The sequence below is a fragment of the Pseudoalteromonas sp. P80D2 genome, assembly GCF_036680945.1.
In the GTDB taxonomy this organism is placed as follows: Bacteria; Pseudomonadota; Gammaproteobacteria; order Enterobacterales; family Alteromonadaceae; genus Pseudoalteromonas; species Pseudoalteromonas shioyasakiensis.
The window spans coordinates 295,055-313,395 of record NZ_JAZDAR010000037.1; the positions used below are offsets into that span (position 1 = coordinate 295,055).

Annotated in this window: 14 protein-coding genes; 7 read left to right on the forward strand and 7 right to left on the reverse strand. The window is 42.8% G+C overall.

The window, feature by feature from the left end; genetic code table 11:
* The first annotated feature begins 229 nt into the window (after positions 1-229).
* Positions 230-1,378, forward strand: a complete 1,149-nt coding sequence (locus VRK28_RS11555; protein WP_332393967.1) for a serine hydrolase domain-containing protein — start codon at positions 230-232, stop codon at positions 1,376-1,378.
* 19 nt (positions 1,379-1,397) lie between these two features.
* Here the strand turns inward: VRK28_RS11555 and VRK28_RS11560 are convergent, their stop codons facing one another.
* The 4 genes from VRK28_RS11560 to VRK28_RS11575 form a co-directional block, all read right to left on the reverse strand.
* On the reverse strand, positions 1,398-2,573 hold the full coding sequence (locus tag VRK28_RS11560) for an alpha/beta hydrolase-fold protein (RefSeq protein WP_442961231.1): 1,176 nt from the start codon (positions 2,571-2,573) through the stop codon (positions 1,398-1,400).
* Between the two features lie 113 nt (positions 2,574-2,686).
* Positions 2,687-4,273: an N-acyl-D-amino-acid deacylase family protein gene (locus VRK28_RS11565; RefSeq protein ID WP_332393968.1), complete on the reverse strand. Its 1,587-nt coding sequence runs from the start codon at positions 4,271-4,273 to the stop codon at positions 2,687-2,689.
* A gap of 142 nt (positions 4,274-4,415) precedes the next feature.
* The gene (glmS, locus tag VRK28_RS11570) at positions 4,416-6,236 is read right to left on the reverse strand and encodes a glutamine--fructose-6-phosphate transaminase (isomerizing) (protein WP_058585998.1); all 1,821 of its coding nucleotides are present in this window, start codon (positions 6,234-6,236) and stop codon (positions 4,416-4,418) included.
* Positions 6,237-6,331: 95 nt separating this feature from the next.
* On the reverse strand, positions 6,332-7,102 hold the full coding sequence (locus VRK28_RS11575; RefSeq protein ID WP_054552250.1) for a DeoR/GlpR family DNA-binding transcription regulator: 771 nt from the start codon (positions 7,100-7,102) through the stop codon (positions 6,332-6,334).
* A 155-nt stretch (positions 7,103-7,257) separates the two neighbouring features.
* Between VRK28_RS11575 and VRK28_RS11580 the strand changes: the two genes are divergently transcribed.
* Positions 7,258-7,785 carry a sugar O-acetyltransferase gene (locus VRK28_RS11580; protein WP_332393969.1) on the forward strand — a complete coding sequence of 176 codons (528 nt, stop codon included), beginning with the start codon at positions 7,258-7,260 and terminating at the stop codon, positions 7,783-7,785.
* A gap of 116 nt (positions 7,786-7,901) precedes the next feature.
* Here VRK28_RS11580 and VRK28_RS11585 read toward each other — a convergent pair whose 3' ends face one another.
* The 3 genes from VRK28_RS11585 to VRK28_RS11595 are packed head-to-tail and all read right to left on the reverse strand — an operon-like array spanning position 7,902 to position 12,266.
* Positions 7,902-10,298, reverse strand: a complete 2,397-nt coding sequence (locus VRK28_RS11585) for an ABC transporter permease (protein WP_332393970.1) — start codon at positions 10,296-10,298, stop codon at positions 7,902-7,904.
* Position 10,299: 1 nt separating this feature from the next.
* Positions 10,300-11,001 carry an ABC transporter ATP-binding protein gene (locus VRK28_RS11590; protein WP_188729333.1) on the reverse strand — a complete coding sequence of 234 codons (702 nt, stop codon included), beginning with the start codon at positions 10,999-11,001 and terminating at the stop codon, positions 10,300-10,302.
* A gap of 11 nt (positions 11,002-11,012) precedes the next feature.
* Positions 11,013-12,266 carry an efflux RND transporter periplasmic adaptor subunit gene (locus VRK28_RS11595; protein ID WP_332393971.1) on the reverse strand — a complete coding sequence of 418 codons (1,254 nt, stop codon included), beginning with the start codon at positions 12,264-12,266 and terminating at the stop codon, positions 11,013-11,015.
* 230 nt (positions 12,267-12,496) lie between these two features.
* On the opposite strand from VRK28_RS11595, the gene VRK28_RS11600 reads away from it, so the two are divergent.
* The 5 genes from VRK28_RS11600 (at position 12,497) to VRK28_RS11620 (ending at position 18,037) form a co-directional block, all read left to right on the forward strand.
* Entirely contained in the window at positions 12,497-13,900 is a 1,404-nt protein-coding gene (locus tag VRK28_RS11600; RefSeq protein WP_332393972.1) for a sigma-54-dependent transcriptional regulator, read from the forward strand.
* 3 nt (positions 13,901-13,903) lie between these two features.
* Entirely contained in the window at positions 13,904-15,208 is a 1,305-nt protein-coding gene (locus VRK28_RS11605) for a sensor histidine kinase (RefSeq protein WP_332393973.1), read from the forward strand.
* Positions 15,209-15,293: 85 nt separating this feature from the next.
* On the forward strand, positions 15,294-15,833 hold the full coding sequence (locus tag VRK28_RS11610; RefSeq protein ID WP_130167304.1) for a hypothetical protein: 540 nt from the start codon (positions 15,294-15,296) through the stop codon (positions 15,831-15,833).
* A 118-nt stretch (positions 15,834-15,951) separates the two neighbouring features.
* Entirely contained in the window at positions 15,952-17,229 is a 1,278-nt protein-coding gene (locus VRK28_RS11615) for a LysM peptidoglycan-binding domain-containing protein (protein WP_332393974.1), read from the forward strand.
* Positions 17,230-17,320: 91 nt separating this feature from the next.
* Complete coding sequence (locus VRK28_RS11620; RefSeq protein ID WP_332393975.1) at positions 17,321-18,037, forward strand: hypothetical protein; 717 nt, start codon at positions 17,321-17,323, stop codon at positions 18,035-18,037.
* The last annotated feature ends 304 nt before the right edge of the window (positions 18,038-18,341 follow it).

The following is an 18,341-nucleotide window of genomic DNA, read 5'->3' on the forward strand; positions in this document are numbered from 1 at the left end:
AGTGTGTGAATGGTTAAAATCGCGGCGATTGTAAACAGCTTAAAAAGTGAAAGCAACTAAAAAATAATCAATCGTTGTTATTTACGCCCTTTTTAAATGTTCATCACAACGTGAAAAATGTGCAATTAAGCGCCTATGGGTTGTCATCTAGAGAAAATTTGAGCAATCTAAAAATGCCTTAAAAATAATAACAAGAGTGACTGCAAGGTTACTCAAAAAGGATGCCGCCATGCTCAAACACCGTATAGCTCGCTCACTCATCAGCTTACCTCTATTGATGGCTGCCCATGTCACTAGTGCAGCTGAACTACCACAAGCGATTAATGCCGCCTTTCAATCGGCGGTGAGTGCGAAAACAGTACCGGGCATTACTGTCGCAGTGGCCGATAAATCAGGAATAATCGCGGCAAAAGGTTATGGTTTTGCCGATATCGAAAACCAAGTTTTAATGAGTCCCGAGCATAAGGTTCGCATTGGCAGTGTCTCTAAGCTTATTGCCACAGCTGCTATGATGCGCCTTTACGACAAGGGATTGATTAACTTAGACAAACCTGTAACCGACTATGTAACTAACTGGCCAGAAAAACACGCAGCTTTAACACTGCGCCAGCTCGCGTCACATACCGCAGGGATCCGCCATTACAAAAAAGGCGCCAATGAATTTTTACTCAACAAATGGTATGGCGATATTGATAGCGCTTTAGCCATGTTTAAAGATGATCCCCTACTGTTTGAGCCGGGCACCAAACAGCAGTATTCAACATTCGCTTGGACATTAGTTAGCGCTGCGATGGAAGGCGCTGATCCGAAACGAAACTTTCGACAAATTATCGAACAAGAAGTCTTCGCGCCACTCAAGTTAAACGACACATATTTTGATGAGCAGTTTACCCTGATCCCACATCGTGCAAGACCTTATAGCGTTGATCAGGGCCGTTTAATTAACTCACCGCAGACCGATCACAGCTATAAATGGGCAGGCGGTGGCTTTATTGCAACACCAAGTGATATCGTCAAGTTTGCAGTGGCTCACACGCAGGGCAATTATCTAAAAGCAACCACCGTGGATGAAATGTTTACCCCAGCCACACTCAATAATGGTGAACAGGTCGATTTTGGTATTGGTTGGATGACAGGTTTCAAAAACTATCAACAAAGAGAAAAATACCAACATGATACTGAACTACAAGCCTTGATGGCCGACATGCCACACGCAGTGATGCATTCTGGCGGTAGTATGGGTGGCATTACCATGACCATTATGTGTGTTGATCATCAACGCGCGGTGACTGTGGTTAAAAACGTTAATGGTGATAACAGCGCAGATGTATTTGCGCTTGCCCTACAAACCCTAAGCTATTATCACCAAGACCATTGATTTGTTTAAGGCAGCTTAACTATAGCTGCCCTTGTAACCTCGTTTTTGTCTCTTTTAAGTAATCAGGGTAGGGATACGAGTCATCGGCAACAGCTATTGCAGCCTCAATTTGAACTAATGCTTGGCGAGTATTACCTTGCATTTCATAGCCATATGACAAAGCTGACAGTGCATACGCTGATTTTGGGTAGTTTTTGATATTGTACTTAAACACCTCAATAGCCCGCTCAAATTGCTGGTTATCCGTTAAGCTGTAACCCAGCAACCTAACAGCGCGGTCTGGTGGCGCTATTTGCTCGCCCCATTGCTGAGATAAACGTTGATAATAAACATCAATTGATGAAACATCATCGCCTAGTGCACTCAAAGGCATATGTTTAGATAAAAATAAGCCATGGTACGCATTAAATGCCCCAGCAGCTGAGGTTAGGTTATGCGAAACGCCTGCAAAGGCGTCGCTCTTAAAGCGCAGATTTTGCACCTTACTATTTTGCATCGTTTGCTGCATATCATCGTATCTTTCGCGCATAATGCCGGCTTCTTCGCCGATATTCATATATACATAGCTGTTAATACTTTTGGCTTTAGTAACAAAGGTATTTAGACTCTTAGCAGGGGCGCCATAGTTCCACCATACCGCAGGGCTATAAGCAATGTGCGCTTGAAATAACTCAGGATCAGCCTGCATTGCGTAAAGAGCAAATACACCCGCAGCAGAGGCTCCTGCGATAACTCTATAATCATGAGTACGATACTGTTTATTAACCAAAGGCATCAGTTCTTGCTCTACGAAAGCTAAAAACTTTGCAGCACCACCGCCTTCACCAACAGGCCCTTGAGGTTCTTTGTTCACTGTAGGATAAAAATCTCTAAGTCGATTAGTGCTTTCAATTGCAACTACAATCACCTCTGGCGCTTGATCATTTTCTTGTAAGCGTTCAAGCACAGCATTAATCAATGGTAAATTACCGGCCCCATCTAAACGGTAAATAACGGGATACCTTTTGTTTGGATGTGTTTGATAGCTTTTTGGCAATTGCACAACGACAGTGCGTTGCTCACTAAGATTACTTGATTCGATAGTATGCGTATGTTGGTTGTAATGTGTAACCGCATCATCTGCAGCGGGTTGAGCCATTACATGACTAGTACAGAGTAAAAAACCACTAATACAGAGTAACTTAAATAGTCGCACGACTTATCCTTAAGAAATATTGGTAATTTTTTAAGCTAACAGAATTGCAGGTACAAACAAAGATAACTTATGTACTTTTTTCGTAAAAAAGTACATATAAGTCATTATTTTAACTAAAGCGTATGTCGCAATATTTGCCCGGCGCTTTTACCCGTCATGCCATCCGGTGATTTAATGACTTGGCCATTAATAATGACGTATTGAATTCCTTCTGCGTACTGATGTGGTGCGCTAAACGTTGATTTATCAGCAACCGTCGCAGGGTCGAGTATAACAATATCAGCAGCATAGCCTTTTGCTATCACTCCTCGGTCAGTTAGGCCCATTCTTGCTGCGGGTAAACTGGTCATTTTACGTATTGCATCAGGTAACGAAATCACCCCTTGTTCACGAACATAATGACCTAATACTCTGGGGAAGGTGCCGTATCCTCTTGGATGGGGGTTGCCCTTACCAAGTTCTGAACCACCCGCATCGGTGGCGATTGCAGTAATTGGGTAAGCCATGATGTACTTAACATCATCTTCATTAATAGCGTGGAAGATCCCCTGAGCACCGCCATTTGCTTGAATTTCCATGGTAAGTTCAGCGGCTTCGTCGATACTTTGCGCTCGCCCTTCACGTTTTAATACTTCAGCAAAGGTTAGCCCATCCCATGCAGGGTTTGCCGCATAATGCGCTATTTGCAGCCTTGCGGGGTCACCACCGCCTCTGTCTTCACGGATATTTTTGATCAAGCCTTGTTTTATTTTTTGCCTTAACTCTGGATCTTGTAGGCGCTTTTCAACTTCAGCTTGGCCACCAGCCAATGACCATGCAGGAAATAAAATAGCAAATCGCGTAGAAGAAGCAGTGTAAGGATACTGATCAAGGGTGACATCTAAACCCGCTTTACGAGCATCGCGGATCATCTGAATAGTGTGCTTACTCTCACCCCAATTTGGATGACCAATCAGCTTATGATGAGAGATATGCACAGGAATACCGGTCTCTTTTGCAACATCGAGCACTTCATTCATCGCCGTAACAATCTCTGCGCCTTCATCCCGCATATGAGAGGCAAAAAATCCATGCTGAGCATGAGCGGTTTCGGCAAGCACCTTTACCTCAGCAAAGTTTGAGTACACACCTGGAACATATTTAAGCCCAGTCGATAAACCAAACGCCCCCTGCTGCATCGCTTTATCGACCAGTGCTTGCATTGCTTTTAGCTCATCAGCGCTGGCAAGTCGTTGCTCTTCACCCATAACAGCCTTACGAACATCATTATGGCCAATTAATAAGGCTAAGTTAGGCCCTAGAGGTAAGCGCTCGGTTTGTGCAAAAAATTGCTTAAAGTCGACAGGAGAAAAACCACAGTTACCGCCCAAAATAGTGGTAATGCCCTGCTGCACTAAATTATCAAGCCGAGGTAGCTCTACAATTGAACGCTCAGCATGGGAATGTAAATCGATAAAGCCCGGCGCTACAACCTTGCCATTGGCATCTATAACTTGTTGAGATTTGTCAGCCGCCATATCACCAATTTTAGTGATCTTGCCACTTTCAATACCAACATCTGCGCGAACCGCTTTGCCACCACGACCATCGAGCAACATTGCGTTTTTAATGATGAGATCAAAAGATTGCCCATAAGCAATCCCCGAGCTGAGCACTAATACAGACAATCCTATAGAGGTTAAAACACTGCGCTTTTTCATTGTTATTATCCTTAGCCTGAGTGTTTAACCATCCTAATCAATTGCAATACAAATTGCATCAGCGAACAGCAATTAAGCAAATTACAGGCACAAAAAAGCCGGCTAATTAGCCGGCTAATTAGCCGGCTTTCGATGCTTTAACTTACTCAACCGTCACCGATTTTGCTAGGTTTCGAGGTTGGTCTACGTCGGTGCCTTTAATAACTGCAACATAGTATGAAAGCAGCTGTAGCGGGATTGTATATACAACTGGAGCAATCACGTCATCGACATGGTTTACGTTGATTACACGCATTGTTTCGTCAGATTCAAACGCTGAGTCTTTGTCTGCGAATACATAGATAATACCGCCACGGGCACGTACTTCTTCTACGTTTGATTTAAGCTTCTCTAGTAGTTCGTTGTTTGGTGCCACAACAATGATTGGCATGTCGGCATCAATCAACGCAAGTGGGCCATGCTTAAGCTCACCCGCTGCGTATGCTTCGGCGTGAATGTATGAAATTTCTTTCAGCTTGAGCGCACCTTCCATCGCAATTGGGTATTGTGAACCACGACCTAAGAACAATGAGTGGTGCTTATCAGCAAACTCTTCAGCTAAATCTTCAATCCCTTCTGCAAGCAGTAATGCTTCTTCTAACTTGTTAGGAAGTGTTTTGATTGCATTCACAATCGCACCTTGCTCTAGGCCTTTTTCTTGGGCAATCGATGCCGTTAGCATTAATAAGCCAACAAGCTGTGTGGTGAAGGCTTTAGTTGATGCAACACCAATTTCAGCACCGGCTTTAGTCATAAAGGCTAAATCAGATTCACGTACTAATGATGAACCTGGCACGTTACAAATGGTCATTGACGCCATGTAACCTTGCTGTTTTGCAAGACGAAGTGCAGCAAGTGTATCTGCTGTTTCACCAGACTGTGAAATGGTCACAAGTAAGCTGTTTTCATGTACAAATGATTCGCGGTAACGGAACTCAGAGGCAATCTCGACGTTACAGCTTACGCCAGCAAACTGTTCAAGCCAGTAACGAGCAACCATACCTGAGTGATATGAAGTACCACAGGCAATAATTTGCACGTGTTTTACGTCTTTAAAGATTTGCTGAGCGCTTTCGCCAAAGGCATCAATCGCGACAGTGTCATTAACTAGGCGGCCATCAAGGGTGTTACGTACAGCAAGTGGCTGCTCGTAAATTTCTTTCAGCATGTAGTGACGATATTCGCCTTTACCTGATGCATCTTGCGTAATGTTTGATTCAATCACTTCGCGCTCGACTGCATCACCGTTTGCATCAAAGATTTCAACACTGTCACGGGTAATACGAGCAACATCACCTTCTTCAAGGTAAATAAAACTGCGAGTAACAGGTAATAAAGCAAGTTGGTCAGAGGCAATAAAGTTTTCGCCAAGACCTAAACCAATCACCAGTGGGCTACCGGAGCGCGCTACGATGATTTCGTTGTCGTTCGCTTTATCAAAAACAACCGTACCAAATGCACCTTCAAACTGCTTAACAGCAGCTTGTACAGCTGCTAAAAGTGTATCGTGCTGTTGGCGAAGTTGGTGAATAAGGTGCACCATGACTTCTGTATCTGTTTCTGATAAAAACTCATAACCATCGCCTTTTAGCGCATCGCGAAGGCTGGCATGATTTTCGATAATGCCGTTATGAACTAGGGCAATTTCGCTATTCGAAACATGTGGGTGAGCATTCGCTTCAGTTACGCCACCATGAGTTGCCCAGCGCGTATGTGCGATACCGGTAGTGCCTTTAACAGCGGCTTCATTCAGTGCCGCTTCAAGGTTAGCAACCTTACCTACTGCTTTTACAGTGTTAAGCTCAGTACCTTTAAGTAAAGCCACACCTGCCGAGTCATAGCCACGGTATTCAAGGCGCTTAAGGCCTTCAACAAGTATTTTGTTTACTGGGCGTTCTGCAACAGCCCCTACGATTCCACACATAATCTCTCCTTTTGCACATGCCAAAGTGTTTTACTTTGGGCGAGATGTGTTGTCATAAATGATGCGTAATAAGGTGTTGTCGGTCTTATTACGGGTTATTCAATTTCTGCACAGATCAGTTGTACACCACATGCTGTTATCGCCTCGCGCTTGTCTGCGCTTAGGTTGTTGTCTGTGATAACAGTGGTAACACGCTGCCAAGGCAGTTCTAAATTCGGTATTCTTCGGCCAATTTTTTCTGACTCTACCAGCACCACTACCTCACGGGCTGCTTCAGCCATCACTTGGCTAAGCCCCACTAATTCATTGAAGGTTGTAGTACCTCTATCAATATCAATGCCATCGGCACCAATAAAGAGCTGGTCAAAGTCGTAAGAGCGTAGAACATTCTCAGCAACTTGGCCCTGAAACGATTCTGAATGCGGATCCCAGGTTCCCCCGGTCATCAAAAGTGTTGGCTCATTTTCTAATGAAAGCAGTCGGTTAGCGACATTAATAGCATTTGTCATCACCACTAAACCGCGCTTACTTGCAAGCTCAGGGATCATCGCCGCTGTAGTTCGGCCGCTATCAATGATGATGCGGTTATGATCTTTAATAAGCTTTGCAGCCGCCTGTGCGATTGCCATTTTGCGAAGCGAGTCGCTTTTCTCGTTGCTATTTGCAACGATTTCTTGCGGCAATGCAATAGCGCCACCGTAACGGCGTAGTAACAAGCCACTTTTTTCAAGGGCTGTCAGATCTTTACGTATCGTCACTTCAGAGGTTTGAAACTGCTCAGCTAACGCTTCAACAGCAACTTCTCCAAGTTCATTCACTTGGCTTAAGATAGTATGGCGACGTTGTTGAGTGTTTCGTTTTGTCATAAAGTGAACTACATAAGTTTCGTTTCGAAAGTTTTTAGATTTTAAACGAAACAATATAAATGGCAAGTGAATGATCGTTAAGCTACACAGCTTTAATTTTGATCTTCATCACCAACACGCTAAGCTATTGGCAAATATAACCATGAACATGCCCCATGAAAGAGTTTAATAGCCTCGACAAGTCCTTACTCGAACAACGAAAAAATGCCCATGAAATTTGCCGTTTATTTGCCAAAAGCCCAAGTAAAGGCAATTTAAAACGACTAAAAGGAATGTTTGATCACTGTGGCGAGCAGGTTGTTATAGAAGCAGGTTTTCATTGTGATTATGGCAGTGGTATTAAAATAGGTGATCGAACCTTCATAAATATTAACTGTACTGTACTCGATGCGCCGCTATCTGATGCGCAAATTACGATAGGCGATGACTGCTTAGTAGGCCCTAATGTGCAAATACTCGCGGTATCGCATGCAGTAAACCCAACCGAGCGTTTAGCAAAAGCTAACTTTGCAGCACCGATTAGCATCGGCAACAATGTATGGATTGGTGCAGGCGCTATTATACTTGCGGGTATTAAAGTTGCTGATAATGCCGTGATTGGCGCAGGGGCTATAGTTACCAAAGATGTCGCGGCAAATACTCTAGTAGCAGGTAACCCTGCGGTGAAAGTCAAAGACCTTTAACTCTCATACCGACGCGCTAAAGCACGTCCTACGTAGGTTGTCATTTATGGCGACACATTTAAAACTAAAAAAGCCCAGCTGTATTGCTGGGCTTATAGTTGGGAGTTAGTTAACTGTTATTCATATCTTAAGATAAGTGATGGTCTGGTGCTTGCGGCCTTAAAGGCTAAGCTTGCAACGGTAACCCAAGTAATGGCGGCCACCGCGACGGCGGCAACTAAATACACCCATACAGCTTGTTCAATGCGGTCATTAAAGTTTGCTAACCAATCACCTACCAACAAGTAAGTCACTGGATACGCAATAGCAATACTTACCGCCACCAGCACTAAGAACTCTTTAGCAATGATATTTACGATACTGATGCGTGATGCACCTAGCACTTTTCGAACGGCCACTTCTTTTTGACGACGCACTGTTGCAAACGAAGCCAAACCAAAGGTACCTAAACAAGTTAAGAACACAGCAAGACCGGTAAAGATTAAAACTACATTCGAAATTCGCTCATCACCTTTTAACAGAGTTTTGTAGTTGTCTGCGAGTAAGTTAATTTTTGGCTCATAGATATTGGCTGAGCTTGCTAATACTTCAGCGATCTGAGCTTTAATGTAAGGCAAGTTTTGCTGATCAATCGTTAAAATTAGTTCTGATACTGGTGATAAAAAGTTAAAGCCACATAAGAACATAATATTTGAGTTGGCATCTTTCGCATTACCTACTTTTACATCTTCAACCACACCCACAACACGCATATCTACGCCGCGACCTGAGTCTTTAATTACCTTACCGATAATGTCACTCATGTTAGTGTAACCCGCTTGCCTTGCGACAGATTCAGTCACAATAGTACCCGTACTTGTTACTCCATTTGCATGGCTTGCCCAATCACCAGCAAATTCACGACTAAAGTCACGACCAGCAACGAGTTTTAATCCTAGTGTTTTTACAACATCGTAGCTTGCGCCAACAACAGGCGTTAAGCTGCCAGACGCTTCACCATTTGGCCACGTTGGCATAAGTGTATTATTGATTGAAACGGTTAAACGGGTATCAATCACTGTTGTTTGCTGTACACCTTGAATTGCACTAATACGGTTAACTAAGGCATTTTTTTCTTTCGTGAATACTTCGCCTACAGGTAGCTCTGAAATGACCAACCTTTGTGTTGTTTCATAGCCTAAAGGTAAGCTTTGTAAGTAAGTTAATTGCTTTAACAAGGTAATAGAGGCAATGATTAAACCTATTGCTAGTGAAGCCTGTAAGGTTAGTAAGCTCTTACGAACCCATATTGCAGTATTACCACGCTGTAAATCACCACTTAAAACGCGTTTTGCACTGAATGACGAAATAAAGAATGCAGGATAAAGCCCAGCTAATATGCCCACAGCAATTGCGACCACAATAATTGCAATGCCAAATTCAGAGGCATAATTCATGACCAATTCGCGGTCTACTAGTTGATTAAAGCTTGGTAAAAAAAGCTCCACTAAAGCACATGCGATCACCATTGAAAGCATTGATACCAACACAGATTCAGATAAAAACTGCGTTACTAATTGGCCTTTACTTGCGCCAAGCGCTTTACGCACACCCACTTCTTTTGCACGTTTAGTCGATTGAGCGACGGTCATATTAATGAAGTTAAAACCTGCAATAAGAATAAGTAACACACTTAAACCAACACAGATCATGACCACTTGTTTAGCACCACCTGCTTTCATCTCAAACGGTGATTTAGCCGTTAGGTGCAAATCAAGTAATGGATGCAGCTCTAAACTAACTTGCTCCAGCATCGAACCTCTAAAAAAGCGCTCTGTTAAGGTTTTAGCTAATGCATCTGTATCGGTGCCCTCTGCTAAACGCATATAAACATAACTACTGTTGATGTTTATATCGCTCGGATCATGCTTAACATAAACAAGGTTTTTAAAGGCAAAGTGGGTGTTGTCTGTTAAGTCTGCAAACACGGCACGAACTGTATACTGTCCTTGTTCATGCGTAAGTGTTTCACCAACTACATCGGTGCGACCAAAAATGCGCAGTGCTTCTGATTCACTTAAAGCGAGGCTATCTGGTGTACTCATTGCTGTTGTTAAGTCACCCGCAATCGTCTTCATAGCAATAAAGTTTTCAATATTTGCTGTTGCACCATATAAGGCATTTAACTTATAGCCTTGGTTGCGGTAACTCACATCCACCATGGCTTCACGGGTCAGCTCGACCATAGTTAATCCGAACACTTCTTCAACTTGGCTGTAATCTTCGGCCTGCTTTGACTGCACATAATTAAAAATAGGCACCACAGATAAACCGAGTTTTGAGAAGTCTTGGCCAACGCGATAAACACGCTCAGCATGAGGCTGTTGGCTATCGTACGAAAGCTCATTTTTTGCAAACAAAGCAACTAGAATTGCCGCAGCTAAGCCCACACTTAAACCCAGAACATTTAAAATAAAGTGCTGTTTTTGGTTTTTAAACGCACGCAGCGCGGTGATCAAATAGCTTAAAATCATGTTATGCCACCTCTGCTGTTTGTTGAACACGGTTAGCTTTATCAACCATCACTTGGCCATCAAGTAAGCGCACTAAACGGTCAGCATAATTGCCTTCTTTTTCTGAGTGAGTAACCACAATTACCGTGGTACCTTCACGATTTAGCTCACGTAGCATCGCCATGACTTCATCACCATTTTTTGAATCAAGGTTACCCGTAGGCTCATCCGCTAAGATTAGTTTTGGATTAATCACCAGAGCTCGGGCTACTGCTACACGTTGCTGCTGACCACCCGATAGCTGCTGCGGTAAGTGATCTGCTCTATGGTCGATTGCAACTCTTTTTAAGATTGCGTCTACTCGCTGCTTACGTTCACTCTTTGAGATATTTTGATACTGTAATGGCAGCTCAACGTTTTCAAATACTGTTAATTCATCAATTAAGTTAAAGCTTTGGAAAACAAAACCAATTGACGCTTTTCTAAGTGTCGCTAATTGCTTTTCACCAAACCCTGCGATGTCTGCACCTAAAAATTCAAAACTGCCTGCCGATGGCGAATCCAACATACCTAAAATAGAGAGTAATGTTGATTTACCACAGCCAGATGGCCCCATAATGGCAAGAAACTCGCCTTCGTTTACATGTAAGTTAATATTATTAAGCGCTGTTGTTTCAACATCTTGAGTACGGAATACGCGTGATAAGTTAGTTAATTTAATCATTGTTTTTATCCTTAAAATTGTAGTTGTTGTGCTTTATCAAAGTTGCTGTAGCTAGAGGTGATCACGCGATCTCCGGCGCTTAGGCCACTTAACACTTCATAATAGTTTTGATTCTTTTTGCCAAGACGAATGTCTTTTCGTACTGCACGATTGCCACCTTTTTCCATGACATAAACCCAGTTACCCCCTGAGCTGGTAAAAAATGCGCCGCGCTCAAGTAATAAAGCAGCGCCTTTGCTATCACCTAGCATCAGCTGTACATCAAGGCTTTGCCCACGTTTTATATTGCTCGTGCCATTGGGTAAATCGACTTCAACCTGAAACTGTGATTGCTGAACACGACTATCAATTTTGCTAACCGTCGCCGCGATTTCGCCTTGTTCATGTTCAATCAGCACTTGCATACCTGTTTGAACTTGGCTTAGGTAAAACTCATCTAGTCGCACAACTAGCTTGTATTCATTAGGAATATCAATCTGCCCTAGGCGAGCACCACGGCCTTTTGATTCACCAATTTCAACATCAAGCTCACTTAAATAACCATCGGCAGGTGCTGTTACGAGTAAGTTTTCAAGGTTCTTACGCGCAAACTGTAGGTTTTTCTCTAGCATGTCGGCACTGTCTTTTAACTGAGCGACCTGAACTTCTCGAATGCTGTTTTCTTGCTTTTGACGCTCAAGAGTTAGTTCTTTTCGAGCTTTGTAATACGCTAAGTCTTCTTGAATTTCAGATAATTGCTCTTGTGCTAACACACCCGTTTTCACTAGCGGCTGAGTCTGTTTTAAGCGACGCGATAAATGTGTGATTTTAAGATCGATTTCAAGCAAATCACGGCGTAAGTTTAAACGGCTGGTTTCCATATTCATTTGCGTGTTACGTAAAAAGTTAAGCTGCTCAGTCACCTGTGCTTCACGGCTCATTACATCAAGCTGCAAATTGGTATTGCTTAAACGCACAAGTGGTTGGCCTTTTTTAACATACTCACCTTGCTCAACAAGTCGCTCTTCGACTTGGCCTCCGGCAATGGTGTCGAGGTAAATAGTAGTGCGAGGCATAACCTGACCACGAAGACTTAAAGCATCAACAAATTCACCTTGTTGTACTGTGCTAATCGTTAAGCTTGTCGCGGTTACTTGCTGACTACGACCTGTTTGCTCAGTTTGTGTGAAACCATAAGCTGCTGCCGCAACAGCTAAACATGCTGCTGCAATGATTGATTTCTTAAAAAATGCTTTGTTATTTGAGCGTGTAATTTTCTTATCCATGTTGACGCCTTTAAGTTATCTAGGTGCTAATTACCTATAGATAAAACAACTCTTGTGCCAACTTTCATTTTCATTAAATTACAACAACTTACATTAAAACCAGTAAAGATGAATATAATTAAGTGTCCGCTTATAGAACACTTCAAAACCCATATATCGTCCATAAATGGACACTTTTACTATTTTCAATTAGTCTTAGTGTTCCCATAAAGGAATAATAATAAATAGCTATGAAACAAGCAGGATCAATTCTTATCGTCGATGATAACCCCGACGTACTTATCGCCGCACGATTACTTTTAAAGCAGCATTATCAGGTTGTAAAAACCACAGATAACCCCTTTGATATCGAAGGTATCATTAACGCACAGCATGAAGCGGATCAGGCTATCGATGTTGTGTTACTCGATATGAACTTCACGCAAGACTCAATTAGTGGCAAAGAAGGATTCTACTGGCTAAAAAAAATCATGAGCCAAGACGCTAACATTGCGGTACTGCTTATGACGGCCTACAGCGATATTCAGCTAGCGGTCGAAGCAATTAAGGCCGGTGCCTCTGACTTTATTGCCAAGCCTTGGCAAAATGAGCAATTACTCGGTGCTGTAGCGGCGGCATTTTCACACGCTAAAGACAAACAGCAAGTTGGTAAACTCACAAAGCAAAAACAAGCCTTGCAGCAGTCAATCGGCAATCAACCATTTGAGTTTTTAGGCCAAAGTGATGCCATGCAGCAGGTTTTTTCGGTAATCGACAAAGCAGCCAGCACAGATGCAAACATATTGATCAGTGGCGAAAGTGGCACAGGTAAAGAACTCACTGCCCATGCAATCCACAATGCAAGCCAGCGCCAAAACCAGCCTTTCATTAGTCTAGATATGGGCTCACTGGCCGAAAGCCTGTTTGAAAGCGAACTATTTGGCCATAAAAAAGGGGCGTTTACTGGCGCGAAGGAAGATCGCATTGGCCGATTTGAACTGGCCCATGGTGGTAGTTTATTTTTAGACGAGCTTGGTAATCTACCGCTTAACCAACAAGTTAAACTGCTCGCAGCACTACAAAACAGGCAAATAACACCGGTTGGTGGCTCTAAAGTCATCGATATTGATATTCGTTTGATCTGTGCAACGAATGAAAACCTCGAACAAGCAGTTACTGAAGGCAAATTTAGGCAAGACTTACTGTACCGTGTTAATACCGTAGAGATCCGTTTGCCAGCTCTTCGTGAGCGCAGTGAAGACATTCCATTACTGTGTAACTACTACTTGCAGCACTTTGCACATAAATACAAACGTGAGCTCTCGATTGCAGCATCTGATATGACACGTTTAAGCCAGTATCATTGGCCAGGCAATGTCCGTGAACTTGCACATGCAATTGAGCGAGCAGTCATCCTCTCAGAAGGCTCAGAGCTCGATATAAGCTCAGTGATAAGCTCACCAAGTGCTGCCGTTAGTACAAGTGAGCTCTCTTCAAGCGCCACTGACTACGACACTTTTGATCTCGAAATCATCGAGCAGAGAACCGTTCGTGCAGCTTTAAAGCATTTTCAAGGGAACGTGAGTCATGCAGCTAAAGCCCTCGGCCTAACACGCGGAGCCATGTATCGTCGTTTAGAAAAATACGGACTGTAATCGATGCGAAACTTTATTAGCTTAGCCGGCCTATTAGCTGCACTAATTGGTTTATCAATAGCTTTGTTTTGGCAAGTAGAGCAAAGCGGGTTTTCTGCAATTTCGGCACTTTTAGTTATTTTAAATTTGGTATGTGCCGCGCAAATTTTTAATTTATTTAAACGCCAAACAAGGCGTGCAGATATGGTGTTTCGCGCTTTAGCGAATGGAGACAGCACATTAGGCTTTGGCGACCAACACCCAATGCAGCAGCAATTTGAGCAGGTTAAACAACAAATTCAGGCTGCGCGTTTTAATGCAGAGCAACAAGCCCAGTTCTTACAAGCGCTATTAATTCATATCGATTTAGCAGTATTAGTATGTGACGAACAAGGCACTATTATTGAAAGCAATCCGGCGGTCAGCCGTTTACTTGGACAAGCTGTAAAGCACATCGATGATTTAGGTGTAATAGCCAACCTAGTCCAAGACGCAAAGCAAAATAGCCGTAATACCGTGCCATGGCAAAATGGTGAGCAGCACGATACGCTATCTGTGCAGATCAGTATTGCCGAAATCCAAGGTAAAGTTCGTAAAGTGATCAGTTTGCAATCGATTCATGATCAGCTGCAATTAAAAGAGCAACAAGCTTATAAGCGCCTTACCAAAGTACTAACCCATGAAATTGCTAATTCGATTACGCCACTTTCTTCTTTAGCACAAACTTGTACGGCACTGCTGCCAACTGAGCTTAGTTTTGATGATCAGGAAGATAAACAAGACTTGCAACTCGCCCTAACAACACTCGCATCACGAACCGAGCATTTAGGGGAATTTATAGCGCAATTTAAAAAGGTTAGTAGCTTACCCGCCCCACACTTACAGCCACATATTCTGGCCGATCTTGCCAAGCAAGTTGTCGCTCTGCACTCACAACAAGCTAAGCAGCTTAATATTACGTTGAATTTATCGATGCAAAGCCAGCAGTTAGTGATGATAGATAGAGGCCAAATTGAACAAGTAATAATAAACCTGCTTACCAATGCCCTTGATGTCCTTAAGCAGTTAAATAGTCCAGAGTCAGCAAAGTGCATTGAGGTAAGCATTGCACAAAATGCTAATCAGCAACTGTATTTAGAGGTCAGCGACAATGGTACAGGTATCAGCGATCATGTGATCGAGATGATTTTTGTGCCATTTTTTACTACCAAGCAACAAGGCTCAGGAATAGGCTTAAGTTTATCGCGCCAGATCATGCTCAATCATGGTGGCGATCTGGTTTATATCAAACGCCAGCAAGGAGCCTGCTTTCGCTGCGTGTTCGGCTAACTTACATTGTTAGAACAATTATTTACAATTTGCTAAGGCGCTGTTTGGTATCATGTACCCATTAACGTTTAATGGATTAACCAATATGAAGTACCTTGCCTTAGCACTCTTTTCATCACTTGCCTTCATTCCTGCTACAAGCTTTGCTGGTATTTATGACAGCCCTAATATGAACCTGTTTGTTAAATCAGAGCATAATAGTACTGATTCAATCACCTCAGCTGGCATCGAAGTTATGGCTAAAAATAACTACAGTAATTTCGGCGCAGCATTTACAACGGCACTAGGCTCAGCAGAAGTATTTACTAAAAAAGGTGATCGGGAGACATTTCTCACCTTAGATAGCGGCATCAAATTTGGCTATTTCAGTGACTTTTTTGTCTATGGCGAAGTGGGCTTAGATTTAATTGAGCTTGCCGTATACGACGACCGAGATGACCACGACTACAGCGACCGCTATGATGACGACCACAATAATATTGATGGCTATGTCGGTGTGGGTATGGGCGTGGACTCAAAGCCATTCAGAATAGAGATCTATGCCAGAGCCCGAGAAATAGACAGCCGCTATTGGGAAGCACAAAACCATGGTTATGCTGGGTTACAAGTAAGTATTTCGTTTTAATTTCAATTGGGTGAGTAAGTTAGCGAGCTGTTAATCTAATGGTCATTTTTAGCTCACCCTATGTTAAGCTTAGGCGCTTTAGTTTACCCGCACCTAAGTTAACGGAGTATTTTAATACGTGTTTTTAAATCGATTTTTAGGCCTTGTTGTTATTTCTTTTATTGTAACAGGCTGTCAGACTGCCCCTGAGTCACTTCCCGAAAAGAAGCCCATCATCAAAGCCAATCCAGGCACTGTGGTTGCAGAAGCTAAAACAGCACAAGTAGACGCGGTGACACCGCTCAAACCAAGTGAACTTGATGACGTATGGCAGCGTATTCGCATTCAACTACAGTTTAGCGATTCAAGTCACCCAGATGTGCAAAAGCGCATTGCTTGGTACCTTACTCATCCAAATTACATGGAAGAAATAAGCCGCCGTGCAGCGCCGTATTTGTATCATATCGTTACAGAAGTAGAAAACCGTGACTTACCAATAGAACTCGCTCTAATGCCGCTTATAGAGAGCGATTTTGATGCCAGTGCCTATTCGCACAAACATGCATCGGGTTTATGGCAACTCACCCCCTCAATCGCCAAATACTTTAAAGTAAAAATTACCCCTTGGTATGATGGTCGCCAAGATGTGATCGACAGCACCCGCGCAGCTTTGGATTTTATGGAATACCTTTATAAACGCTTTGATGGCGATTGGTATCATGCTATTGCTGCCTACAATATTGGTGAAGGGCGTGTATTACAGGCAATTGCTCGTAATAAAAAACAAGGTAAGTCGACGGACTTCTTTAGCTTAAAGCTACCATCGCAAACCAAACAATACGTGCCTAAGTTACTAGCCGCAGCACAATTATTAAAGCACCAAAAAATGATATTCCCTGCGATTAAGAATGAGCAGGCTATTGCGACCTTACCAGTAACTGGTGCAATGATCTTGGCAGACAAAGCGAAATGGCAAGAGCTTGAAGAGCTAAACCATGGCGTTATCCGATACCCAGCAGTGATTGATGCGCCACATATTGTGGTCCCAAAAGATCAGCAGGCAAGTTATCGAACTCTATTAGCTAACCAAAAAAGCAATGATTATAGCCAGTGGCAGCATTACACAGTTAAACGCGGTGATAGCTTAAGTGTGATTGCAAAGAACTATAAAGTAACAGTTAGCCAGCTGAAAACCTTCAATAACCTAAAAACAAACACCATTCGTATTGGTCAAAAACTGATATTGCCGCAATTGGCTGATCAACAAATCGAGTATAAGGTGAAATCTGGCGATAGCCTTTGGAAGATAGCAAAGCAATACAAAGTCAGTATCACTAAACTCAAACAATGGAATAACCTTTCAAGAGATAGCTTAAGAGAGGGTGAAAAGCTCACCGTATTTATCTCAAATAGTTAATACCAAATCAGGGAGTTTTACTCCCTGTCTCTTTTATCTATCCAATTAAAGTTGTATCTTTATTAGTCTATAAAAACAACAATTAAAAATTATGGATAATCAGCAACAGGACGTAAGCTGTTCAACCGTTAAATCAGAGCAAGATTCTAAAGTTGAAGAGCAAACAAAGACCACCCAGCAAAACACTCAACAAGCCAGCAATCAGCGCAAGGCATGGTTTACCAACGAGCGGCTAAACCTATTTCTAGCACTCTGTGCCATTATTATCTCCGCAGCCTCCTTTTATGCCACTTACTTACAAGCCAGCGCCGCAGAACGACAAGTAAAAGCCGCAACCTGGCCATGGCTCGAAGTGATGACGGGGAATTTTAATGAAGAAAAAAATCAATCTGAAATCACCTTTGTACTCACTAATTCAGGCTCAGGACCTGCGATAGTAAAGTATGTGAAGTATCATTATAACGACCAATCATATTTAGATATCTATAAAGTAATTTCTGCATGCTGTTTTGATACACAAGCATATGAAACACAGCTACAAACTCTGCAAGATGACTCTCCCGACATAAATATTTTCGAAGCATTTGGCTGGATTATGACGAGTGCCAGTGATAACCGGTTACTGGCATCTGGCAGTAAACTTAAACTTTTTGGTTTCAAGCGAACGGGATTTAATGAAACTCAATGGGACAAAGTAAACAAGCAACGTAATAGCATCAAAACCGAGATCTGCTATTGCTCTTTACTAGAACAATGCTACCTAAGTGATGGCCGTGGTGATGTGAGAGAAATACAGCAGTGTGAGTGACAACGAGCTATCAGCTTTGAGCTGTCAGCGATCAGCAGAGTGGTGTGGGTGTTTGGTGCTGCGTCTTCATCTACCGAAGGTTCTAGGCTCTAGGCTCTAGGCTCTAGGCTCTAGGCTCTAGGCTCTAGACAAAGTTTACTTGTAGGAATGGCTTTAGCCATGAATATATTTTTGGTCTAGATTCGGCACTGAAGTGCCTCCTACAGTGGTTTGTTGCTGAGGGAGTCTCTGTACTAAACAACCCCGCAGTTCAACTTTACCCTTGCTAACTTGCAACTCGCTAACTCATGTTGGGTTTCGCTCC